Origin of the sequence: Pseudomonas sp. BGI-2, from assembly GCF_004310295.1 — a bacterium.
Taxonomy (GTDB): Bacteria; Pseudomonadota; Gammaproteobacteria; order Pseudomonadales; family Pseudomonadaceae; genus Aquipseudomonas.
Window position 1 is genome coordinate 114,465 of sequence record NZ_SISB01000003.1, and the last position, 22,322, is coordinate 136,786.

General features: G+C 57.6%; 20 protein-coding genes. 7 read left to right on the forward strand and 13 right to left on the reverse strand.

From position 1 onward, the window contains the following. Nucleotides 1–14: 14 nt before the first annotated feature. The 7 genes from rsmG to rpmH form a co-directional block, all read right to left on the reverse strand. The gene (gene rsmG / locus EYC95_RS02990) at nucleotides 15–659 is read right to left on the reverse strand and encodes a 16S rRNA (guanine(527)-N(7))-methyltransferase RsmG (RefSeq protein WP_131059036.1); all 645 of its coding nucleotides are present in this window, start codon (nucleotides 657–659) and stop codon (nucleotides 15–17) included. After that, nucleotides 656–2,554 carry a tRNA uridine-5-carboxymethylaminomethyl(34) synthesis enzyme MnmG gene (gene mnmG, locus EYC95_RS02995; protein WP_131059037.1) on the reverse strand — a complete coding sequence of 633 codons (1,899 nt, stop codon included), beginning with the start codon at nucleotides 2,552–2,554 and terminating at the stop codon, nucleotides 656–658. The genes rsmG and mnmG overlap by 4 nt, the downstream gene beginning before the upstream one ends. Nucleotides 2,555–3,105: 551 nt before the next feature. Continuing rightward, on the reverse strand, nucleotides 3,106–4,476 hold the full coding sequence (gene mnmE, locus EYC95_RS03005) for a tRNA uridine-5-carboxymethylaminomethyl(34) synthesis GTPase MnmE (RefSeq protein WP_131059038.1): 1,371 nt from the start codon (nucleotides 4,474–4,476) through the stop codon (nucleotides 3,106–3,108). A 79-nt stretch (nucleotides 4,477–4,555) separates the two neighbouring features. Beyond that, nucleotides 4,556–6,241, reverse strand: coding sequence for a membrane protein insertase YidC (yidC, locus tag EYC95_RS03010; protein ID WP_131059039.1), 1,686 nt, complete (start codon nucleotides 6,239–6,241; stop codon nucleotides 4,556–4,558). 2 nt (nucleotides 6,242–6,243) lie between these two features. Then, entirely contained in the window at nucleotides 6,244–6,489 is a 246-nt protein-coding gene (gene yidD / locus EYC95_RS03015; protein ID WP_074872215.1) for a membrane protein insertion efficiency factor YidD, read from the reverse strand. Beyond that, nucleotides 6,482–6,883 carry a ribonuclease P protein component gene (gene rnpA, locus EYC95_RS03020; RefSeq protein ID WP_027926203.1) on the reverse strand — a complete coding sequence of 134 codons (402 nt, stop codon included), beginning with the start codon at nucleotides 6,881–6,883 and terminating at the stop codon, nucleotides 6,482–6,484. The genes yidD and rnpA overlap by 8 nt, the downstream gene beginning before the upstream one ends. A gap of 16 nt (nucleotides 6,884–6,899) precedes the next feature. Next, nucleotides 6,900–7,034, reverse strand: coding sequence for a 50S ribosomal protein L34 (rpmH, locus tag EYC95_RS03025; RefSeq protein ID WP_003213577.1), 135 nt, complete (start codon nucleotides 7,032–7,034; stop codon nucleotides 6,900–6,902). 567 nt (nucleotides 7,035–7,601) lie between these two features. On the opposite strand from rpmH, the gene dnaA reads away from it, so the two are divergent. Genes dnaA through gyrB form a run of 4 tightly spaced genes read left to right on the forward strand, consistent with a single transcriptional unit; the run spans nucleotide 7,602 to nucleotide 13,818 of the window. Continuing rightward, nucleotides 7,602–9,122, forward strand: coding sequence for a chromosomal replication initiator protein DnaA (gene dnaA, locus EYC95_RS03030; RefSeq protein ID WP_131059040.1), 1,521 nt, complete (start codon nucleotides 7,602–7,604; stop codon nucleotides 9,120–9,122). A 39-nt stretch (nucleotides 9,123–9,161) separates the two neighbouring features. Further along, nucleotides 9,162–10,265: a DNA polymerase III subunit beta gene (dnaN, locus tag EYC95_RS03035; protein WP_017341709.1), complete on the forward strand. Its 1,104-nt coding sequence runs from the start codon at nucleotides 9,162–9,164 to the stop codon at nucleotides 10,263–10,265. Between the two features lie 20 nt (nucleotides 10,266–10,285). Then, nucleotides 10,286–11,389: a DNA replication/repair protein RecF gene (gene recF / locus EYC95_RS03040; RefSeq protein WP_131059041.1), complete on the forward strand. Its 1,104-nt coding sequence runs from the start codon at nucleotides 10,286–10,288 to the stop codon at nucleotides 11,387–11,389. A gap of 5 nt (nucleotides 11,390–11,394) precedes the next feature. Then, a complete protein-coding gene (gyrB, locus tag EYC95_RS03045; protein ID WP_131059042.1) occupies nucleotides 11,395–13,818 on the forward strand; it encodes a DNA topoisomerase (ATP-hydrolyzing) subunit B in 2,424 nt (807 codons plus the stop codon). A gap of 287 nt (nucleotides 13,819–14,105) precedes the next feature. On the opposite strand, the gene EYC95_RS03050 is transcribed toward gyrB, so the two are convergent. The 4 genes from EYC95_RS03050 to glyQ form a co-directional block, all read right to left on the reverse strand. Further along, entirely contained in the window at nucleotides 14,106–14,885 is a 780-nt protein-coding gene (locus tag EYC95_RS03050; RefSeq protein WP_131059043.1) for a 1-acyl-sn-glycerol-3-phosphate acyltransferase, read from the reverse strand. Nucleotides 14,886–14,967: 82 nt separating this feature from the next. Beyond that, nucleotides 14,968–15,507, reverse strand: a complete 540-nt coding sequence (gmhB, locus tag EYC95_RS03055) for a D-glycero-beta-D-manno-heptose 1,7-bisphosphate 7-phosphatase (RefSeq protein WP_165557421.1) — start codon at nucleotides 15,505–15,507, stop codon at nucleotides 14,968–14,970. A 4-nt stretch (nucleotides 15,508–15,511) separates the two neighbouring features. Then, nucleotides 15,512–17,566 (reverse strand): glycine--tRNA ligase subunit beta, encoded by a 2,055-nt coding sequence (gene glyS / locus EYC95_RS03060; protein WP_131059045.1) that lies wholly within the window; start codon nucleotides 17,564–17,566, stop codon nucleotides 15,512–15,514. Continuing rightward, entirely contained in the window at nucleotides 17,563–18,516 is a 954-nt protein-coding gene (gene glyQ, locus EYC95_RS03065; RefSeq protein ID WP_008155694.1) for a glycine--tRNA ligase subunit alpha, read from the reverse strand. The genes glyS and glyQ overlap by 4 nt, the downstream gene beginning before the upstream one ends. Nucleotides 18,517–18,597: 81 nt before the next feature. On the opposite strand from glyQ, the gene tag reads away from it, so the two are divergent. The 3 genes from tag (at nucleotide 18,598) to EYC95_RS03080 (ending at nucleotide 20,487) form a co-directional block, all read left to right on the forward strand. Beyond that, the gene (tag, locus tag EYC95_RS03070; protein WP_131059046.1) at nucleotides 18,598–19,155 is read left to right on the forward strand and encodes a DNA-3-methyladenine glycosylase I; all 558 of its coding nucleotides are present in this window, start codon (nucleotides 18,598–18,600) and stop codon (nucleotides 19,153–19,155) included. A 40-nt stretch (nucleotides 19,156–19,195) separates the two neighbouring features. Next, entirely contained in the window at nucleotides 19,196–20,083 is an 888-nt protein-coding gene (locus tag EYC95_RS03075) for a lysophospholipid acyltransferase (RefSeq protein ID WP_131059047.1), read from the forward strand. A 164-nt stretch (nucleotides 20,084–20,247) separates the two neighbouring features. Next, entirely contained in the window at nucleotides 20,248–20,487 is a 240-nt protein-coding gene (locus EYC95_RS03080; protein WP_131059048.1) for a PilZ domain-containing protein, read from the forward strand. Here the strand turns inward: EYC95_RS03080 and EYC95_RS03085 are convergent, their stop codons facing one another. Continuing rightward, entirely contained in the window at nucleotides 20,488–20,802 is a 315-nt protein-coding gene (locus EYC95_RS03085) for a tetratricopeptide repeat protein (RefSeq protein WP_131059049.1), read from the reverse strand. A gap of 143 nt (nucleotides 20,803–20,945) precedes the next feature. Further along, complete coding sequence (gene trkA / locus EYC95_RS03090; protein WP_131059050.1) at nucleotides 20,946–22,319, reverse strand: Trk system potassium transporter TrkA; 1,374 nt, start codon at nucleotides 22,317–22,319, stop codon at nucleotides 20,946–20,948. Nucleotides 22,320–22,322 lie beyond the last annotated feature (3 nt).

The window sequence follows — 22,322 nt, forward strand, 5'->3', positions numbered from 1 at the left end:
GCTTGTGTTCCCAATCATGCCGTGCGGCGCAGTATCAGCAGATGGCGTTGGCCTTGGCAACCGGGTACGGCCAGGGCGTGTTCGCTATCGAGGTGGAAGTCTGCCGGCAATGCTACCAGCTCATCGGCGGGATGAACGCCCTTCATTGCCAGCCAACGTGTATCGGTGTCGCCAAGGTGGCGAGTCCAGTTGCTGAAGTTCTCCATGCTGCTGAACGCCCGGGAAATAATCCCGTTGAAAGGCTGCGCAGGCTGGAAGGCTTCGACGCGACTGTGGATAACTTGAAGATTATCCAGTTTGAGTTCGAGTTTGACCTGGGTCAGGAAGCGGGTTTTCTTGCCGTTGCTGTCCAGACAGGTCACTTGCGACTCTGGAAACAGAATGGCCAACGGAATTCCCGGCATGCCACCGCCGCTGCCAACGTCCAGCCAGCGACCGTTTTCGACGAACGACATCACGCTCAAACTATCGAGCAAGTGACGGGAAACCATTTCATCCGGATCGCGCACTGCGGTTAGGTTGTAAGCCTTGTTCCATTTGATCAACAGGGCCAGGTAACCCAGCAGCTGCGCGTGCTGGGTTTCTGTCAGTGTGACACCGAGCTGGCGAGCACCTGTGGATAACTCTTCTGCGTGTTGCGAGGTGACCAACGAACTCAAGCGCTTTGCTCCAACTGACGGCCCGCGCCGCGTTTTTTCAAATGAATCATCAACAGCGAAATCGCTGCCGGCGTCACGCCCGGGATACGCGACGCCTGGCCCAGAGTCTCTGGACGGGTCGCACCGAGCTTGCCCTGGATCTCTTTGGAGAGACCGGAAATATTCGTGTAATCGATATCCACAGGCAGTTTTGTGTCTTCGCTGGCCCGCAGACGGGCGATTTCATCCTGTTGACGATCGATATAACCCGCGTATTTGGTCTTGATTTCGACCTGCTCGGCGACTTGTGGATCTTCAGCGCCGCCACCGGTCACGGCGATCAGACCCGCGTAGTCGATTTCCGGACGGCTCAGCAGATTGAGCAAATTGTATTCATGGGTCAGCGGCGTGCCGAACTTCTCGGAAATCGCATCGCCCTGCTCGGTGCCCGGGCGGACCCAGGTACTTTTCAGGCGTTGTTCTTCCAGGGTGATGCTTTCACGTTTGGTGCAGAACGCCGCCCAACGCGCGTCATCCACCAGACCCAGCTCGCGACCTTTTTCGGTCAGGCGCAGGTCGGCGTTGTCTTCACGCAGGATCAGGCGGTACTCGGCGCGGGATGTGAACATTCGGTACGGCTCTTGAGTACCGAGGGTAATCAAGTCGTCGACCAACACACCGATGTACGCCTCATCGCGACGCGGACACCAGGCGTCTTTGCCCTGCGCACGCAGTGCAGCGTTGGCACCGGCCAGCAAACCCTGGGCGCCGGCTTCTTCGTAACCGGTGGTGCCGTTGATTTGCCCGGCGAAAAACAGACCGCCGATGACTTTGGTTTCGAGGCTGTACTTCAGGTCACGCGGGTCGAAGTAGTCGTACTCGATGGCGTAGCCCGGACGAACAATGTGGGCGTTTTCCATGCCACGGATCGATTGCACGATCTGCAATTGCACGTCGAACGGCAAGGATGTGGATATCCCGTTCGGGTACAGCTCGTGAGTGGTCAAGCCTTCCGGTTCGATGAAGACCTGGTGGCTTTCCTTGTCGGCAAAGCGGTGGATCTTGTCTTCGATCGACGGGCAATAACGCGGGCCGATGCCTTCGATCAACCCTGCATCGGAATACATCGGCGAACGATCAAGGTTGGCGGCAATGATTTCGTGGGTGCGGGTGTTGGTGTGGGTAATCCAGCAGCTGACCTGTTTCGGGTGCTGCTCTTTGGAACCCATGAACGACATCACCGGGATCGGTGTATCGCCGGCCTGCTCGGTCATGACCGAGAAATCCACAGTACGACCGTCGATACGCGGTGGTGTACCGGTTTTCAAACGACCAACGCGCAGCGGCAGTTCACGCAAACGGTGAGCCAGGGCGATCGATGGCGGATCGCCGGCGCGGCCGCCGGAATAATTCTGCATCCCGATGTGGATAAGTCCACCGAGGAAGGTGCCAGTCGTCAACACCACGGAATCGGCGAGGAAACGCAGGCCCATTTGGGTGACAACACCGCGCACTTGTTCCTGCTCGACGATCAGGTCATCAGCGGCTTGTTGAAATATCCACAGGTTCGGCTGGTTTTCCAATGCTTCGCGGACAGCGGCCTTGTACAGAACCCGGTCTGCCTGAGCGCGAGTCGCTCGTACGGCCGGGCCTTTGCGGCTGTTCAACACGCGAAATTGAATACCACCTTTGTCGGTGGCCATGGCCATCGCGCCGCCAAGGGCATCGATTTCCTTGACCAGGTGGCTTTTGCCGATCCCGCCAATGGCAGGGTTGCAACTCATGGCCCCGAGGGTTTCCACGTTATGCGTCAGCAACAGGGTTTTTGCACCCATACGTGCTGAGGCCAGTGCTGCCTCGGTACCGGCATGACCGCCGCCGATGACGATCACTTCAAAACGGGAAGGGAAATCCACCACGCACCTCGTGCCTGCTTCAGTTAGGTAATCAGGAATAGTTTGAGCTCAGGTTTCTATACCTGGTCGGCAAGTATAGGGACTTCGCCCTTCCTAAAGAACCCTTTGCACAAAATTTAACCAGCTGTGGAGAAGTCGAGGTTATAGAAATTAAAAAGAGAGAAATTTATTAAATCTTTGTTTTTATGTTTATTTCTACTGAGGAACATTTCTGTGGATAGATCTCTACGGACCTTTATATTCAATGTGTACAGAGATTCAAAACCCTGTGGTCATGTGCCAAGGAGTCCCTTGGATAACCGGTTTAAGCCTGTGGATTAAAGTGGTGGTTATCCACAGTGGTGGTTATCTTCAGTTTTCAGGCCCTGTTATCAACTGCCCTTAGTGGCAGTTACTCACAGGGCTTAATCCACAGAAAAGCGCTGATCTAGCAAATTCCGCACACGGAAAATCCGCTCAAGCAGAAAGAATCTGCTCGGCACTGGAGAAAGATTTAAGAGAAGGGAGGGAACAGACAGGCGCGAATGGCCTGTCTGTGGACAACGGAAGGACTATTTACCAATACAGAAGCTGGAAAAGATGCGTCCCAACAGGTCATCGGAGCTGAATGCACCGGTGATTTCACCCAAAGAGTGCTGAGCCTGACGTAAATCTTCGGCCAACAACTCACCAGCCCCCGCCAATGTCAGCTGTGCACGGCCATGCTCAAGGGATGCGCTGGCATGACGCAACGCCTCAAGGTGACGCCTGCGTGCACTGAAGCTGCTTTCCGAGGTCTGCTCGTAGCCCATGCAAGCCTTGAGGTGATCGCGCAGCAATTCCAGGCCATCGCCTGCAGACTTGGCACTCAGGCTGATGGTGACGTGGCCATCATCACTGACCTCCAGGGCAATGGCTTCACCGGTCAGGTCTGCCTTGTTACGAATCAGCGTGACTTTGGCCGGATCCGGGCGGATTTCGAGGAATTCCGGCCATAACGCGAACGGATCAAGTGCCTCAGGAGCGGTCGCATCGACAACCAACAGAACGCGATCTGCCTCGCCGATGGCTTTCAACGCCCGCTCGACTCCGATTTTTTCCACCTGGTCATCGGTATCCCGCAGACCGGCAGTGTCGACCACGTGCAACGGCATGCCATCGATGTGGATATGTTCGCGAAGAATGTCTCGGGTGGTGCCGGCAATCTCAGTCACGATCGCGGCTTCCCGACCGGCCAAGGCATTCAGCAGGCTGGACTTGCCGGCATTCGGCCGGCCGGCAATGACCACGGTCATCCCATCGCGCAGCAAGGCACCTTGCCCGGCTTCACGAAGCACTGTGGATAATTCATCGCGAACTTTGTCGAGCATCGCCAGTACGTGGCCGTCGGCCAGGAAGTCGATTTCTTCTTCCGGGAAATCGATGGCTGCCTCGACGTAGATGCGCAGGCCAATCAACTGCTCGGTGAGGTTATGCACACGCTGGGAGAAGGCGCCCTGCAACGAACGCAGCGCGTTTCGAGCAGCCTGTGCAGAACTTGCCTCGATCAAGTCGGCGATGGCCTCCGCCTGGGCCAGATCGAGCTTGTCATTGAGGAAAGCACGCTCACTGAATTCACCTGGCCGTGCCAGACGGCAGCCCAGTTCCAGGCAACGTTTGAGCAGCATGTCCAAAACGATTGGCCCGCCGTGACCCTGCAGTTCAAGCACGTCTTCGCCGGTGAAGGAGTTCGGTCCCGGGAAATACAGCGCGATGCCTTCGTCCAGCACCTCTTCGTTTTCATTGAGAAACGGGCCGTAGTGGGCAAATCTGGGTTTCAATTCTCGACCGCTGATCGCCTTGGCGGCAATGCTCGCCAATGGCCCGGAAATACGGACGATGCCCACACCGCCGCGACCTTGAGCGGTGGCGACAGCTGCGATGGTTTCACGAGGAACGCTCATAAACCGGTATCCAGACAAAAGTGACAGATAGCAAAACGCCCCACTAGGGGGCGTTCTGAGTGGTTATTCACAGTGTAAATCAGGCAGCTGCTTTGGTAGCCGCTTCGACTTTACGAGTGATGTACCACTGTTGGGCGATCGACAAAACGTTGTTCACAACCCAGTACAGCACCAGACCAGCCGGGAACCACAGGAAGAAGAAGGTGAAGATGATTGGCATCAACTTCATCACCTTGGCCTGCATCGGATCCGGAGGAGTCGGGTTCAACTGCTGCTGGATGAACATGGTTGCACCCATGATGATCGGCAGAATGAAAAACGGATCCTTGATCGACAGGTCAGTAATCCACAGCATGAACGGCGCTTGGCGCATTTCAACGCTTTCCAGCAGAACCCAGTACAGCGAAAGGAAAACCGGCATCTGCACGAGGATTGGCAAGCAACCACCCAGCGGATTGATTTTCTCTTTCTTGTACAGCTCCATCATGGCTTGCGACATTTTCTGCCGATCGTCGCCGTGTTGCTCTTTCAGCGCGGCCAGTTTCGGTGCCACTGCACGCATACGAGCCATGGATTTGTAGCTGGCTGCCGACAGCGGGAAGAAGATCCCTTTGATCAGCATGGTCAGGAAGATGATTGACCAGCCCCAGTTGCCGATCAGCGCGTGGATATGTTGCAGCAACCAGAAAATTGGCTGGGCAATGAACCACAAAATGCCATAGTCGACGGTCAGTTCCAGACCTGGGGACAACTCTTTCAACACAGCCTGGCTTTTCGGACCGGCGTATAGAACGGCGCTGGTCTCGGCTTTTGCACCTGGCGCGACAGTCATCGCCGGGGCGGTGTAGCCGATGATGTAGTTGCCTTTGCTGTCTTTACGGGTCTGGACGACGTTATTTTCGCCCTTGGCCGGAATCCATGCGGTCACGAAGTAGTGCTGCAACCAGGCAACCCAACCACCGGTTACGGTTTCTTTCAGCTGGGCCTTGTCCATGTCGCTCATCGACACTTTCTTGTACGGCTCGTTACTTGTCCACAGGGCGGCGCCCAAATAAGTCGCGGTGCCGGTGGCAGTGCTGGAAGAAGGATCGGAGCTGGCGTCACGCTTCAACTGCGCAAACATTGCACCGGACCAGGGCTGAGCGCTCTGGTTATCGATCAGGTAGGAAACGGTTACGTCATACAGGCCACGTTTCACGGTGAAACGCTTGATGTAGTTGACGCCGTCCTTGCTGAACTTCAGGTCTACGACCAATTGGTCCTGACCGTCAGCCAGTTGGTAAACCTTCTTCTCCGAGGAGTAAACCGGACGACCGGCAGGACTTGCGTCCGGACCGTTGGTGCCGATCAAACCGCTCTGGGCCAGATAAGTCCGTTCGTTGCCGTTATCGAACAGCTGGAATGGAATGTCCGGATGGTCCTGGCGACGTGGATACAGTGGCAGCGTCAACTGGGCAACATCGCCACCTTGTGGATCGACAGCCAGGTTGAGCACATCCGTTTTGATCTGGATGAGGTCTTTGCTTGCAGCCACTGGGGCATCAGCAGGTGCAACGGCACTGGTTTCGCTTGCGGCGCGTGGAATGTCGTCACTGACAGAAGCATTATTGCCAGTCGCCGTATCCGGTAGACCCGGTGCGGTAGTACTGGAAGCAACATTCTGAGTCGGCAGGGCAGCCTGGCCATAGTCCTGGTTCCATTTAAGAACCATAACGTAGGACACGATTGCCAGGGCGACGATCAGGATCGTGCGTTTGATATCCATGATTACTCGGCCATCGAAGAAGAACGGGAGGTAGGGATAGATGGAACCGGGTCATAACCACCGGGATTCCACGGATGACAGCGACCTAAACGACGAAAGGCCAGCCAGCCACCGCGCAGAAGGCCATGATTTTCTATGGCCTCATACGCGTAGCAGGAACAACTGGGGTAGAAGCGACAGTGACTGGCCATCAGAGGACTAATGGCATAGCGATAAAACTGGATCGGAACGAGTGCCAGTTTACGCATCGGGACTGTCTACCCCTACAGTTTCGGTTTTGACTGCTGGTACTGGCGTGCTGCGTGCCAGACGCTTCCAGAGTTTGCCGAAATGCTGAATCAATTCGGGGTTTTCTACGTCCCCCAAACCTTTGCGCGCGACGATAACAATGTCCCAGCCGACCAGTGAATCCTGGTGCAGACGGAACGATTCGCGCATCAGACGTTTGAGGCGATTGCGCTCGACGGAGAGCTTTACGCTCTTTTTCCCGATAACCAGCCCGAGACGGGGGTGATCAAGATCGTTATTGCGCGCAAGGAGCAGGAGATTTTTCCCCGGAACCTTGCCGGTAGGGGAGTCAAAGACTGCCTTGAAATGCCGGGGAGTAAGCAGACGCTTTTCCCGACTGAAGTCCTGACTCACCTCCAGTGCCGGATTATCAAACTGCCAGACGCGCACGACCTTTGGCGCGACGACGCGACAGGACGGCACGACCGTTCTTGGTAGCCATGCGAGCACGGAAACCGTGGGTACGAGCGCGTTTGATAGTGCTTGGTTGGAAAGTACGTTTCATTGTCGTGTTACCTGGTTCGTCCACAACGGGCCGGAATGGCCCCCGTTTTAAGAGACCGGGGATTCTAGAGAAAGCAAGCCTCTAGGTCAATTTCCAACCAGCGTTTCCTTATAAATAGATCTCCAAGCGTTTTCCTGTCCGCAGGTCCTTCGCTAGATATAGAAATAAAGAAGGAAGTTATTTAAAGCTTTTCTGTAATGCTTATAAAAGCTAGGGACGCGATCATCTGTGGATAACTACCTTTAGCCCTTCTATCTCGTGCTGTACAGAGAATGACAACTACGGTGGAAAACAGTGGTCAGCCTGTGCTGCGCTGTCGGATAAGCTGTGTGTGGAATGGCTAGTTATCCACAGGCAGGTTATCCACCGAGTTTCACCCCCACTTGTCCAGTGCCCTCATGAGGGGTTATCCACAGAGCTTATGCACAGACCATTGGTCGTCTTTTTTGCGGTTAACGCGTTGATAATTCATGCCCTGTGCGCAACCTGCATGTGGATAAGTGGACGTCTGGCCGCTACAATGGCTGCTTGTTTTTGCCTCACCGGCTTTCAACTTAGGGGATATCCGTGTCAGTGGAACTTTGGCAGCAGTGCGTGGAGCTTTTGCGCGATGAGCTGCCTGCCCAACAATTCAACACTTGGATCCGTCCACTACAGGTCGAAGCCGAAGGCGACGAGTTGCGTGTCTACGCACCGAATCGTTTTGTTCTCGACTGGGTCAACGAAAAGTACCTGGGCCGCGTCCTTGAGCTGCTGGATGAGCATGGCAATGGCATGGCGCCTGCGCTCTCCTTATTAATAGGCAGCAAACGCAGTTCGGCACCCCGTGCGGCGCCGAATGCACCGTTGGCCGCCGCTGCCTCACAGGCTCAGGCCGCTCAAGCACCAGCCAGCGCTCCGGCGCCATCCTCGGTATCCGCCCCGGCCAAGCGTTCGACGCAAAAAATTGCCGAGGTTAATGAAGAGCCTTCTCGTGACAGCTTCGACCCGATGGCCGGTGCCAGTTCGCAACAGGCCCCGATTCGCGCCGAACAGCGCACGGTGCAGGTCGAAGGTGCGCTCAAGCACACCAGCTACCTGAACCGCACCTTCACCTTTGAAAACTTCGTCGAGGGCAAGTCCAACCAACTGGCACGGGCTGCGGCCTGGCAAGTGGCGGACAACCCCAAGCACGGTTACAACCCGCTCTTCCTTTATGGTGGCGTTGGCTTGGGTAAAACCCACTTGATGCACGCGGTGGGTAACCATCTATTAAAGAAGAACCCGAATGCCAAGGTCGTGTACCTGCATTCCGAGCGCTTCGTGGCCGATATGGTCAAGGCGCTGCAACTGAACGCGATCAACGAGTTCAAGCGCTTCTACCGTTCGGTGGATGCATTGCTGATCGATGACATTCAGTTCTTCGCCCGCAAGGAACGTTCCCAGGAAGAGTTTTTCCATACCTTCAACGCCCTGCTTGAAGGTGGCCAGCAGGTCATTCTCACCAGTGACCGCTACCCGAAAGAAATCGAAGGCCTTGAAGAGCGGCTCAAATCCCGTTTCGGTTGGGGCCTGACGGTCGCCGTCGAGCCGCCGGAGTTGGAAACCCGCGTCGCCATCTTGATGAAAAAGGCCGACCAGGCCAAAGTCGATCTGCCACACGATGCGGCGTTCTTTATTGCCCAGCGCATTCGCTCCAACGTCCGTGAGCTGGAAGGCGCGCTCAAACGCGTCATCGCCCACTCTCACTTCATGGGCCGCGACATCACCATCGAGCTGATTCGCGAATCCCTGAAAGACCTGTTGGCGCTGCAAGACAAACTGGTCTCTGTGGATAACATTCAGCGCACGGTCGCCGAGTACTACAAGATCAAGATCTCCGATCTGCTGTCCAAGCGTCGTTCACGCTCGGTAGCTCGTCCGCGTCAGGTTGCAATGGCGTTGTCCAAAGAGTTGACTAACCACAGCCTGCCGGAAATCGGTGACGTGTTTGGCGGCCGAGACCACACGACTGTTTTGCACGCCTGCCGCAAGATCAACGAACTCAAGGAATCCGACGCGGACATCCGCGAGGACTACAAGAACCTGCTGCGTACACTGACCACTTGATGAACACCAGCGCAGCTTATTAAGGCAAGGGACGAGACCATGCATTTCACCATTCAACGCGAAGCCCTGTTGAAACCCCTGCAACTGGTCGCAGGCGTCGTCGAGCGCCGACAGACCTTGCCGGTGCTCTCCAACGTGCTGCTGGTTGTCGAAGGCCAGCAACTGTCGCTGACCGGTACCGACCTGGAAGTCGAGCTGGTCGGTCGTGTGCAACTTGAAGAGCCTGCGGATCCGGGTTCCATCACCGTGCCTGCGCGCAAGCTGATGGACATCTGCAAGAGCTTGCCGAATGACGCGCTGATCGACATCAAGGTCGACGAGCAAAAGCTCGTGGTGAAGGCCGGTCGTAGCCGCTTCACCCTGTCGACTCTGCCGGCCAACGATTTCCCGACAGTTGAAGAAGGCCCAGGCTCGCTGACTTGCAGCCTGGAGCAGAGCAAACTGCGTCGTCTGATCGAACGCACCAGCTTCGCCATGGCCCAGCAGGACGTGCGTTACTACCTGAACGGCATGCTGCTGGAAGTCTCGGCTGGGATCATCCGCGCCGTGGCCACCGACGGTCACCGTCTGGCCATGTGCTCGATGCAGGCCGACATCGGTCAGCCGGATCGCCACCAGGTCATCGTGCCGCGCAAGGGTATCCTTGAGCTAGCGCGCCTGCTGACCGAGCCGGACGGCATCGTCAGCATCGTGCTGGGTCAACACCACATCCGTGCCACTACCGGCGAGTTCACCTTCACTTCGAAGCTGGTCGACGGCAAATTCCCTGATTACGAGCGCGTTCTGCCAAAAGGCGGCGACAAACTGGTACTTGGCGATCGTCAGGCCCTGCGTGAAGCCTTCAGCCGCACCGCGATTCTGTCCAACGAGAAGTACCGCGGCATCCGTCTGCAACTGGCTAACGGCCAGTTGAAAATTCAGGCGAACAACCCGGAGCAGGAGGAAGCGGAAGAAGAAGTGGGCGTTGAATACAACGGCGGCAATCTGGAAATCGGCTTCAACGTGAGTTATCTGCTCGACGTGCTGGGTGTGATGACCACCGAGCAGGTTCGCCTGATCCTGTCCGACTCCAACAGCAGCGCGCTGGTGCAAGAGTCCGACAACGATGACTCGGCCTACGTTGTTATGCCGATGCGTTTGTAATCATGCTCAGCAGAAGCTAGATGTCCTTAAGTCGCGTCTCGGTCACCGCGGTGCGCAATCTGCACCCGGTGACCATCTCCCCCTCCCCCCGAATCAATATTCTTTACGGCGCCAACGGCAGCGGCAAAACCAGTGTTCTGGAAGCCATTCACCTGCTGGGGCTTGCCCGTTCGTTTCGTAGCACCCGTCTGTTGCCCGTCATTCAGTACGAGCAATTGGCATGCACGGTGTTTGGGCAGGTTGAGTTGGCCGAGGGTGGCCACAGTGCTTTGGGGATATCTCGCGACCGGCAGGGTGAGTTCCAGATCCGCATCGACGGCCAGAACGCCCGCAGCGCCGCGCAACTGGCAGAGATCCTGCCGCTTCAGTTGATTAACCCGGATAGCTTCCGCTTGCTGGAGGGCGCACCGAAGATTCGTCGGCAGTTTCTCGACTGGGGCGTGTTCCACGTGGAACCGCGATTCATGTCCACGTGGCAGCGCTTGCAGAAGGCCCTGCGCCAGAGAAACTCTTGGCTGCGGCATGGTACACTTGACGCCGTTTCGCAAGCGGTTTGGGACAGGGAACTGTGCCAGGCCAGCGCTGAAATAGATGAATACCGCCGCGCTTACATCAAAGCCTTGAAACCAGTCTTTGAACAGACCTTGAGCGAACTGGTTGAGCTCGAGGGCTTAACGCTCAGCTATTACCGAGGTTGGGACAAAGACCGCGAACTGAGTGCAGTGCTCGCCGGGTCCCTTCAGCGGGATCAGCAAATGGGTCATACCCAGGCCGGACCACAACGTGCTGATTTGCGTCTTAGATTGGGCGCACATAATGCCGCGGACATCTTGTCCCGTGGTCAGCAAAAGTTGGTGGTCTGTGCATTGCGGATTGCCCAAGGGCACTTGGTGAGCCAGGCCCGACGCGGCCAGTGTATTTATCTGGTGGATGACCTGCCGTCCGAACTGGACGAGCACCACCGTCGCGCGCTTTGCCGCTTGTTGGAAGACTTACGCTGCCAGGTGTTTATCACCTGTGTAGATCACGAATTATTGAGGGAAGGCTGGCAGACGGAAACGCCAGTCGCTCTGTTCCACGTGGAACAGGGCCGTATCACCCAGACCCACGACCATCGGGAGTGAAGGCATTGAGCGAAGAAAATACGAATACCTACGACTCAACGAGCATTAAGGTGCTGAAAGGCCTGGATGCCGTACGCAAACGTCCCGGTATGTACATTGGTGACACCGACGATGGTAGCGGTCTGCACCACATGGTCTTCGAGGTAGTCGACAACTCCATCGATGAAGCACTCGCTGGCCACTGCGACGACATCAGCATCATTATCCACCCGGATGAGTCCATCACCGTTCGCGACAACGGTCGTGGCATCCCGGTAGACGTGCACAAAGAAGAAGGCGTTTCGGCAGCCGAGGTCATCATGACCGTGCTGCACGCCGGCGGTAAGTTCGACGACAACTCCTACAAAGTATCCGGCGGCCTGCACGGTGTAGGTGTGTCGGTGGTGAACGCCCTGTCCGAAGAGCTTGTTCTCACGGTGCGCCGCAGCGGCAAGATCTGGGAACAGACCTACATTCACGGTGTTCCGAAAGAACCGATGAAAATCGTCGGCGAGAGCGAAACCACCGGCACTCAGATCCACTTCAAACCATCCGATCTGACCTTCAAGAACATCCACTTCAGCTGGGACATCCTGGCCAAGCGTATTCGTGAACTGTCCTTCCTCAACTCTGGTGTCGGTATCGTCCTCAAGGATGAACGCAGCGGCAAGGAAGAGCTGTTCAAGTACGAAGGTGGCCTGCGTGCGTTCGTTGAATACCTGAACACCAACAAGACTCCGGTCAACCAGGTGTTCCACTTCAACATCCAGCGCGAAGACGGCATCGGCGTGGAAATCGCCCTGCAGTGGAACGACAGTTTCAACGAGAACCTGTTGTGCTTCACCAACAACATTCCGCAGCGCGATGGCGGTACTCACCTGGTGGGTTTCCGTTCCGCACTGACGCGTAACCTGAACACCTACATTGAAGCTGAAGGTCTGGCGAAGAAGCATAAAGTCGCCACCACCGGTGACGATGCCCGTGAAGGCCTGACCGCGATTATTTCGGTAAAAGTGCCGGATCCGAAGTTCAGCTCCCAGACCAAAGACAAGCTGGTTTCTTCCGAAGTGAAGACCGCGGTCGAACAGGAAATGGGCAAGTATTTCTCCGACTTCCTGTTGGAAAACCCGAACGAAGCCAAACTGGTCGTCGGCAAGATGATTGACGCGGCCCGCGCTCGTGAAGCGGCGCGTAAAGCGCGTGAGATGACCCGTCGCAAAGGCGCGCTGGATATCGCCGGCCTGCCGGGCAAACTGGCTGACTGCCAGGAAAAAGACCCTGCCCTGTCCGAACTGTACCTCGTGGAAGGTGACTCTGCTGGCGGCTCCGCCAAGCAGGGACGTAACCGCCGCACCCAGGCCATCCTGCCGCTCAAGGGCAAGATCCTGAACGTCGAGAAGGCGCGCTTCGACAAGATGATCTCTTCCCAGGAAGTGGGCACCTTGATCACCGCGCTGGGCTGCGGCATCGGCCGCGACGAGTACAACATCGACAAGCTGCGTTATCACAACATCATCATCATGACCGATGCTGACGTCGACGGTTCGCACATCCGTACCCTGCTGCTGACCTTCTTCTTCCGTCAGTTGCCGGAGCTGATCGAGCGCGGTTACATCTACATCGCTCAGCCGCCGCTGTACAAGGTCAAGAAAGGCAAGCAAGAGCAATACATCAAAGACGACGACGCCATGGAAGAGTACATGACGCAATCGGCCCTGGAAGACGCGAGCCTGCACCTGAACGAAGAAGCCCCGGGTATCTCCGGTGAAGCGCTCGAGCGTCTGGTGAACGACTTCCGTCTGGTGATGAAGACCCTCAAGCGTCTGTCGCGTCTGTACCCACAGGAACTGACCGAGCACTTCATCTACCTGCCAGCCGTCAGCCTGGAGCAATTGTCCGATCACGCAGCGATGCAGGCCTGGATGGCCCAGTACGAAGTTCGCCTGCGCACCGTCGAGAAGTCCGGCCTGGTCTACAAAGCCAGCCTGCGTGAAGACCGTGAACGTAACGTCTGGCTGCCAGAGGTCGAACTGATCTCCCACGGCCTGTCGAACTACGTCACCTTCAACCGCGACTTCTTCGGCAGCAACGATTACAAAACCGTTGTATCCCTGGGCGCTCAACTAAGCACCTTGCTGGACGACGGCGCGTACATCCAGCGTGGCGAGCGCAAAAAGCCGGTGACCGAGTTCAAGGAAGCCCTTGAATGGCTGATGGCTGAAAGCACCAAGCGTCACACCATCCAGCGATACAAAGGTCTGGGCGAAATGAACCCGGATCAGCTGTGGGAAACCACCATGGACCCAAGCCAGCGCCGGATGCTCAAAGTGACCATCGAAGACGCCATTGGCGCAGACCAGATCTTCAACACCCTGATGGGTGATGCGGTCGAACCTCGCCGTGACTTCATCGAAAGCAACGCCCTGGCGGTATCCAACCTAGACTTCTGATCCAGAAAACCTGCCCAAATGAAAAAGGCCAACGCTCAGCGTTGGCCTTTTTTATTGTCCGTGTAATAGCTCTGGAAGCAGTTAAACCGTGCTGTTGTTTAACTTATGAAACAGCAATCACGGGCATAAAAAAACCGGCTATATCAGCCGGTTTTTTTGCGCCCGAAAAAAACTTATGCACCATTTTCCAAGTTTTATGTGTTTAAGAAATATGTATATAAATCATAAAGATAAAATCAAAAATCGTTAGTTTTCAGCAAAACGGTACACAGGTTATCCACAGAATCTCAGACAGCTATCTGATCACTGGCAGTCGGCGTTTGCGGAGCGGGCGGAATCGAGCCCATTTCCTGTTGCATCTGCTCGTTCCAGCTCTGCACGCGGTCATTCAGATCGGCAATGGCGCGCGGCCCACTTCCCACGGCGTACATCGGCTCTCCGATGATCACGGTGATGACGCCCTGTTTCTTCGCCCAACCGGTTTTCGGCCAGAACTTGCCGGCATTGTGCGCAATCGGCAGCACTGGAAGTGCGGCGTTGACCGCCAACGCGGTGCCACCGCGTGAGAACTTGCCGATGGTGCCATAAGGAACTCGCGTCCCTTCAGGGAAGATCAGCACCCAGACGCCATCCTTCAGCAGTTCATCGCCCTTCTTCGCCACATGCTTGAGCGCAGCTTTTGGATTGCCGCGGTCGATGGCGATCGGTCGTAGCATGGCCATGGCCCAGCCGAAGAACGGGACAAACAGCAATGAGCGCTTGAGCACCTGGCTCAACGGCTCGAAGTAAGCAGAGAGGAAGAATGTCTCCCAGGTGCTCTGGTGGTTCGACTGAATCACGCAAGGCTGCTCAGGCACGTTCTCGGCGCCCTTCACTTCGTAGCGGATGCCCAGGAACACTTTGCTCAGCCACAAGGCGCAGCGACACCAGTACACGTTGATGAAGCGATAGCGTGCCTTGAATGGCAGAAACGGCGCGATAAAAAAGCTCAGGCTGCACCAAAGCAAAGAGCTGGTGCCCAGCAACAGATAGAAGAGGAACGTTCTGATGGCCTGCAGTATCGACATGGTGACGTTTACCGTGCGGGCTCTGCCCGTCTGTATAAAGCGCACCCCCGATCAATCCTTGGCCAGGAATATCAGAAGCACTCTAATTGTGGATAAGTTCTGCGGCAATCGCCGCAAGATCGTCAAAAATCAAGGTCCCCACCGGTAGGGTCTTGCCCAGAGTCTTTTCACCTTTCCCGGTCTTAACCAAAACTGGCTGAGAATCGACGGCTTTGGCGGCTTCCAGGTCACCAAGGGTATCGCCGACGAACCATAGATGGTTCAGCGATACGTTGTAATGTGCGGCGATGGTTTTCAACATCCCGGGTTTTGGCTTGCGGCAGTCGCAGCCGTCGTCCGGCCCGTGCGGGCAGTAGACGATCAGCCCGACCTCGCCGCCCTGCTCCGCCACCAATGCGCGCAAGCGCTCGTGCATGGCGTCCAGGGTTGCGATGTCGTAATAGCCGCGAGCGATGCCCGACTGGTTGGTGGCGACCGCCACCGTCCAGCCGGCCTTGCTCAACTGCGCGATGGCTTCGATCGAACCGGGGAGCGGAATCCACTCCTCCACCGACTTGATGTACGCGTCGGAGTCGTAATTGATCACCCCGTCACGATCGAGAATCAGCAGTTTCAACAGCAGTCCCTCAGCCCAGCATCGAAATATCGGCAACGCCGAGGAACAGCCCACGCAGGCGCGCCAACAACGCATAACGGTTGGCGCGGACCTTGGCGTCTTCAGCGTTGACCATTACCGCTTCGAAAAACGCATCCACTGGCTCGCGCAAGGCGGCCAGACGTGCCAGCGATTCGCTGTACTGACGCGCAGCGGCCATCGGCTGGACAGCCTGGTCAGCCTGCTGGATCGCCGAGTACAGGGAGAACTCGTTGGCGTTGTCGAAGTACTTGGCTTCCACGACCGACGGAACAGAGCCTTCGACCTTGCTCAGCAAGTTCGAAACGCGTTTGTTCACCGCGGCCAGTGCAGCGGCTTCCGGCAATTTGCGGAACGCTTCCACCGCTTGTACGCGCTGATCGAAGTCCAGCGCCGAACCCGGCTTCAGGGCACGGACCGACAGGTAAGTCCCGACATCCACGCCTTCGTCTTCGTAACGCGCACGCAGACGGTCGAAGATGAACTCCAGCACCGAATCGTTCAGGCCGGCAGCCTTGACCTTGGCACCGAATGCATTCACGGCGAATGCCACGGCGTCGTTCAGGTCGAGGTCGAGTTTCTTGTCGATCAGGATGCGCAACACGCCGAGTGCAGCACGGCGCAAGGCATACGGGTCTTTGCTACCGGTAGGCAACATGCCGATGCCGAAAATGCCCACCAGCGTGTCGAGCTTGTCCGCAATGGCCACGGCCGCGCCGGTCAGGGTGGTCGGCAGTTCAGCGCCGGCACCGCGCGGCATGTACTGCTCGTTCAGTGCCAGTGCGACTTCTTCCGGCTCGCCGTCGTTGAGGGCGTAGTAGTAACCGGCAACACCTTGCATCTCCGGGAACTCACCGACCATCTCGGTTGCCAGGTCGCACTTGGACAGCAGACCGGCACGGGAAGCCCACGCTGCGTTGCCGCCAATGCGTTGAGCGATAAACGCGGCGAGTTTGGAAACGCGCTCGGCCTTGTCGTAGACGCTGCCGAGTTTTTCCTGGAACACCACGTTTTGCAGACGCAGGTTGAAGTCTTCGAGTTTCTGCTTCTTGTCTTGCTTGAAGAAGAACTCGGCGTCGGTCAGGCGCGGGCGAACCACTTTCTCGTTACCGGCGATGATCTGCTGCGGGTCTTTGCTTTCGATGTTGGCCACGGTGATGAAACGTGGCAGCAACTTGCCATCGGCATCCAGCAGGCAGAAGTACTTCTGGTTGTCCTGCATGGTGGTGATCAGGGCTTCTTGCGGCACGTCGAGGAAACGTTCCTCGAACGAGCACACCAGCGGCACCGGCCATTCAACCAGCGCGGTCACTTCGTCGAGCAAGGCAGGTGGAACGATCGCAGTACCTTCCTGCATCGTCGCCAGCTCTTCGGTGCGCTTGCTGATCAGCTCGCGACGCTCGTTGGCGTCGGCCAGTACGTAGGCGGCACGCAGGTCGCTCAGGTAATTGGCCGGCGAGGTGATGCGCACGCTTTCCGGGTGATGGAAGCGGTGACCACGGGAATCGCGGCCGGCCGTCTGGGCGAGGATCGTGCAATCGATGACCTGGTCACCGAGCAGCATCACCAGCCACTGGGTCGGGCGAACGAATTCTTCCTTGCGAGCACCCCAGCGCATGCGCTTGGGGATCGGCAGGTCGTTCAGGGAGTCTTCGACGATAGTTGGCAACAGGCTCGCGGTCGGCTTGCCGGCGATGCTTTGGCTGTAGCGCAGTTTCGGGCCGCTCTGATCGATTTCGCTCAGGTCGACGCCGCACTTCTTGGCGAAGCCCAGTGCCGCTTGAGTCGGATTGCCTTCGGCATCGAACGCGGCCTGACGTGGCGGGCCATCGAGGTTGATGCTGCGATCCGGCTGATGGGTCGCCAGCGAGGTGATCAGCACCGCCAGGCGACGTGGCGCAGCGTAGACGGTTTTGGTCTCGTAGTTCAGGCCAGCGGCTTGCAGGCCCTTGTCGATACCGGCCAGGAACGCGTCAGCCAGGGTGTTCAGGGCTTTGGGTGGCAGTTCTTCGGTGCCCAGTTCAACCAGAAAATCTTGAGCACTCATTGTGCAGCCTCCAGCTTAGCCAACACTTCATCACGCAGGTCCGGGGTCGCCATCGGGAAGCCCAGCTTGGCGCGAGCCAGCAGGTAGGCTTGCGCAACGGAACGCGCCAGCGTGCGGACACGCAGAATGTATTGCTGACGCGCGGTCACCGAGATCGCCCGGCGCGCATCCAGCAGGTTGAAGGTATGGGACGCCTTCAACACCATTTCGTAGCTCGGCAACGGCAGCGGCTGGTCGAGTTCGATCAGGCGCTTGGCTTCGCTTTCATAGAAATCGAACAGCTCGAACAGCTTCTCGACGTTGGCGTGTTCGAAGTTATAGGTCGACTGCTCCACTTCGTTCTGGTGGAACACGTCGCCGTAGGTGACCTTGCCCATCGGGCCGTCAGCCCAGACCAAGTCGTAGACCGAGTCCACGCCTTGCAGGTACATGGCCAGACGCTCAAGACCGTAGGTGATCTCGCCGGTCACCGGGTAGCACTCGATGCCGCCCGCTTGCTGGAAGTAAGTGAACTGCGTCACCTCCATGCCGTTGAGCCAGACTTCCCAGCCCAGACCCCAGGCGCCCAGCGTTGGTGACTCCCAGTTGTCTTCGACGAAGCGGATGTCGTGGACCAGCGGGTCCAGGCCGACGTGCTTGAGGGAGCCCAGGTACAGCTCCTGGAAGTTGTCCGGGTTCGGCTTCAGGACTACCTGGAATTGGTAGTAGTGCTGCAGACGGTTCGGGTTTTCGCCGTAGCGGCCGTCAGTCGGGCGACGACTGGGCTGCACATAAGCGGCGTTCCAGGTTTCCGGGCCAATGGCGCGCAGGAATGTAGCGGTGTGGAAAGTGCCGGCGCCTACTTCCATATCGTAGGGCTGAAGTACCACACAACCTTGCTCGGCCCAGTATTGCTGGAGGGCGAGGATCAAGTCTTGGAAGGTACGCACGGCTGGCGTAGGCTGGCTCACGAAATTCACCTGTTTCTTGGGCTGCGATTTAAAGAGCGGGAGTATACCCGATTCGGTCCTGCGCACGCCCCCTGGAGCCTTATGCCACGCTGCTTTTGGTGTTCCGAAGATCCGCTGTACATGGCTTATCACGATCAGGAGTGGGGTACGCCGCTACGCGATGCGCAGGGATTGTTCGAGTTGCTTTTGCTCGAAGGGTTCCAGGCCGGCCTTGCCTGGATCACCGTGCTGCGTAAACGTGAGCGATATCGCGAGGTGTTGTTCGGCTTCGACGTGCAACGGGTGGCGCAGATGAGCGACGCGGAAATCGATGAATTGATGCTTGATCCGGGGATCATTCGCAATCGCCTCAAACTCAATGCAGCCCGCCGCAACGCCCAGGCCTGGCTGGCGCTGGAGGACCCGGTAGCGTTTCTCTGGTCCTTCGTCGGCGGCACGCCTGTGATCAATCATTTCAAGGATCGCAGTGAAGTGCCGGCCGTGACCCCAACCGCCGTGGAGATGAGCAAAGGCCTGAAAAAGGCCGGTTTCACCTTCGTCGGCCCGACCATTTGCTACGCGCTGATGCAGGCCTCGGGAATGGTCATGGACCACACCCAGGATTGCGATCGTTACGCGACGCTGGCGAACGGCGGTTAGAATAGCCGCCTCGCGCACAGCACAAGATCAGGAGTGACCTGTGGATAAGTTTAAAGGCGCCTTGCTGGTAGGCGCTCTGCGGCTGTTTGCCCTGCTCCCGTGGTGGGCAGTGCAAGCAGTGGGCTCGGCCATTGGCTGGGTGATGTGGAAAACCCCCAACCGTTCCCGCGATGTGGTGCGGATCAACCTCGCCAAATGCTTTCCGCAGATGGACCCGGTTGAACGCGAGCGTCTTGTCGGCCAGAGCCTTAGAGACATCGGCAAGTCCCTGACCGAAAGCGCCTGCGCCTGGATCTGGCCCGCCCAGCGTTCCATCGACCTGGTGCGTGAAGTCGAAGGGCTCGACGTGTTGAAGGACGCCCTCGCCTCCGGCAAAGGTGTCGTCGGCATCACCAGCCACTTGGGCAATTGGGAAGTGTTGAACCACTTCTATTGCAACCAGTGCAAACCGATCATTTTTTATCGCCCGCCCAAGTTGAAAGCGGTGGACGATTTGCTGCGCAAACAGCGCGTACAACTGGGCAACCGCGTGGCCGCTTCCACCAAGGAAGGCATCCTCAGCATCATCAAGGAAGTGCGCAAAGGTGGTGCAGTGGGTATTCCCGCTGACCCGGAACCGGCCGAATCCGCCGGGATTTTCGTGCCGTTCTTCGCCACGCAGGCGCTGACCAGCAAGTTCGTACCGAATATGCTCGCCGGCGGCAAAGCGGTCGGCGTGTTCCTGCATGCGCTGCGGCTGCCGGATGGTTCGGGGTACAAAGTGATCCTGGAAGCCGCGCCAGAGGCCATGTACAGCACCGATACGCAAACGTCCTGCGCGGCCATGAGCCAGGTGGTCGAGCGTTATGTGCGCGCTTATCCGAGCCAGTACATGTGGAGCATGAAGCGCTTCAAGAAGCGGCCGCCGGGCGAAGAACGCTGGTATTGAGTTGATTGGCATGATCTGTGGATAACTCAAACCTGTAGGAGCGAAGCTTGCTCGCGAAGAGGCCATTACAGTCAACATTGATTGGATGTGATATCGCCTTCGCGAGCAAGCTTCGCTCCTACAGGTTCAGGTTATCCACAACGGTTCATACAAGGGCGCAAAAGATGTCCGAACACCACAAATCGTTTCGCATCAAGATCACTCACGAAAGCTTCGGCGAATGCCTCGGCCAGACCCGCAACCTCTCCACCACGGGCGTCTACGTCAAGCATCCGGGCTTGTCGTCGTTGCCTAAAGGCGCGGTGGTTTATGGACAGGTGCAGGACTTGCCCACAGGCGCGCCGCGAGTGCGCATGGAAGTGGTGCTGGTAGATGCCGACGGCATTGGCCTGCGCTACCTCTGATCAGTGCGCCTGACGCTCAAGCTTTTTCAAAAACACCGTCATCTCCTTCTCTGCTTGCTTGTCACCATGGGCGCGGGCGGCTTCCAGGCCCTGCTCCCACGCCTGACGCGCAGCCGCAAAGTCTGCGAGCCCCAGATGGGCCTTGCCTAACAGCTTCCAGGCCGCCGAATACTTTGGATCGAATTCGACGCAGCGCTGGAAATGCTCGGCAGCCTTGGCGTTTTCCCCAAGGTCCAGATAGCCCTTGCCCAGGCCGAAGCGCAGCAATGAGTTATCCACACCCTTGGCGAGCATTTTTTCCAGGGATTCGAGCATCGGTGTTTCCCCTCAGTCAGTGATCGTTCCCACGCTCTGCGTGGGAATGCAGCCCGGGACGCTCTGCGCCCCATCTAAAGCCGAACGCGGAGCGTCCGTTGAGGCATTCCCACGCAGAGCGTGGGAACGATCTGGTTGCGAGATCAGAAGAAGCTGAGCCCCACATGAAACAGCTTCTCCACATCCCGAATATGCTTCTTATCCACAAGGAACAGAATCACATGGTCGCCCGCCGCGATCACCGTGTCATCGTGGGCGATGATCACTTCTTCATCACGAATGATCGCGCCAATCGTGGTGCCCGGCGGCAAGCCGATGTTCTCGATGGCCTTGCCAATCACCTTGCTCGACTTCTCATCGCCATGGGCAATCGCCTCGATGGCCTCCGCCGCCCCGCGCCGCAATGAGTGCACGCTGACGATATCGCCGCGTCGCACGTGGGCCAGCAGCGTGCCGATGGTCGCCAGTTGCGGGCTGATGGCGATGTCGATATCGCCGCCCTGGATCAAATCAACGTAAGCCGGGTTGTTGATGATCGTCATCACCTTCTTCGCGCCCAGGCGCTTGGCCAGCAGCGAGGACATGATGTTGGCTTCGTCATCGTTGGTCAGGGCCAGGAAGATATCCGCGTCGGCGATGTTCTCTTCCATCAGCAAGTCGCGGTCGGAGGCACTGCCCTGCAATACCACGGTGCTGTCGAGGGTGTCCGAGAGATGGCGGCAGCGGGCCGGGTTCATCTCGATGATCTTCACCTGATAACGGCTTTCGATCGCCTCGGCCAGACGCTCACCGATCTGCCCGCCACCGGCGATGACGATGCGCTTGTAGGTTTCATCCAGTCGGCGCATTTCGCTCATCACTGCGCGAATATTCGCCTTGGCAGCGATGAAAAACACTTCGTCGTCGGCTTCGATCACCGTATCGCCCTGGGGCAGGATCGGCCGATCGCGACGGAAAATAGCCGCCACGCGGGTTTCGACATTCGGCATGTGTTCACGCAACTGGCGCAGTTGCTGACCCACCAACGGTCCGCCGTAGTACGCCTTCACCGCCACCAGTTGCGCTTTGCCTTCGGCGAAGTCGATCACCTGCAACGCGCCGGGATGCTGGATCAGGCGCTTGATGTAATTGGTGACCACTTGTTCCGGGCTGATCAGCACGTCTACCGGAATCGCGTCGTTATCAAACAGCTCGGAACGCGTCAGGTACGCAGCTTCGCGGACCCGGGCGATCTTGGTCGGGGTGTGAAACAGGGTGTGGGCAACCTGACAGGCCACCATGTTGGTTTCGTCGCTGTTAGTCACCGCCACCAGCATGTCGGCATCGTCCGCGCCGGCCTGACGCAGCACCGTCGGCAGTGAGCCGCGGCCTTGCACGGTGCGGATGTCCAGCCGATCGCCGAGATCGCGCAGGCGTTCGCCGTCGGTGTCGACCACGGTAATGTCGTTGGCCTCGCTGGCCAGATGTTCCGCCAGCGAACCGCCGACCTGCCCCGCACCGAGGATGATGATTTTCATCCA

Coding starts and splice junctions, on each gene's coding strand:
- mnmE (WP_131059038.1), bottom strand. CDS start 4,476: ATGAGCGTTCCTCGTGAAACCATCGCAGCTGTCGCCACCGCTCAAGGT.
- yidC (WP_131059039.1), bottom strand. CDS start 6,241: ATGGATATCAAACGCACGATCCTGATCGTCGCCCTGGCAATCGTGTCC.
- yidD (WP_074872215.1), bottom strand. CDS start 6,489: ATGCGTAAACTGGCACTCGTTCCGATCCAGTTTTATCGCTATGCCATT.
- rpmH (WP_003213577.1), bottom strand. CDS start 7,034: ATGAAACGTACTTTCCAACCAAGCACTATCAAACGCGCTCGTACCCAC.
- dnaN (WP_017341709.1), top strand. CDS start 9,162: ATGCATTTCACCATTCAACGCGAAGCCCTGTTGAAACCCCTGCAACTG.
- recF (WP_131059041.1), top strand. CDS start 10,286: ATGTCCTTAAGTCGCGTCTCGGTCACCGCGGTGCGCAATCTGCACCCG.
- EYC95_RS03050 (WP_131059043.1), bottom strand. CDS start 14,885: ATGTCGATACTGCAGGCCATCAGAACGTTCCTCTTCTATCTGTTGCTG.
- glyS (WP_131059045.1), bottom strand. CDS start 17,566: ATGAGTGCTCAAGATTTTCTGGTTGAACTGGGCACCGAAGAACTGCCA.
- tag (WP_131059046.1), top strand. CDS start 18,598: ATGCCACGCTGCTTTTGGTGTTCCGAAGATCCGCTGTACATGGCTTAT.
- EYC95_RS03080 (WP_131059048.1), top strand. CDS start 20,248: ATGTCCGAACACCACAAATCGTTTCGCATCAAGATCACTCACGAAAGC.
- EYC95_RS03085 (WP_131059049.1), bottom strand. CDS start 20,802: ATGCTCGAATCCCTGGAAAAAATGCTCGCCAAGGGTGTGGATAACTCA.
- trkA (WP_131059050.1), bottom strand. CDS start 22,319: ATGAAAATCATCATCCTCGGTGCGGGGCAGGTCGGCGGTTCGCTGGCG.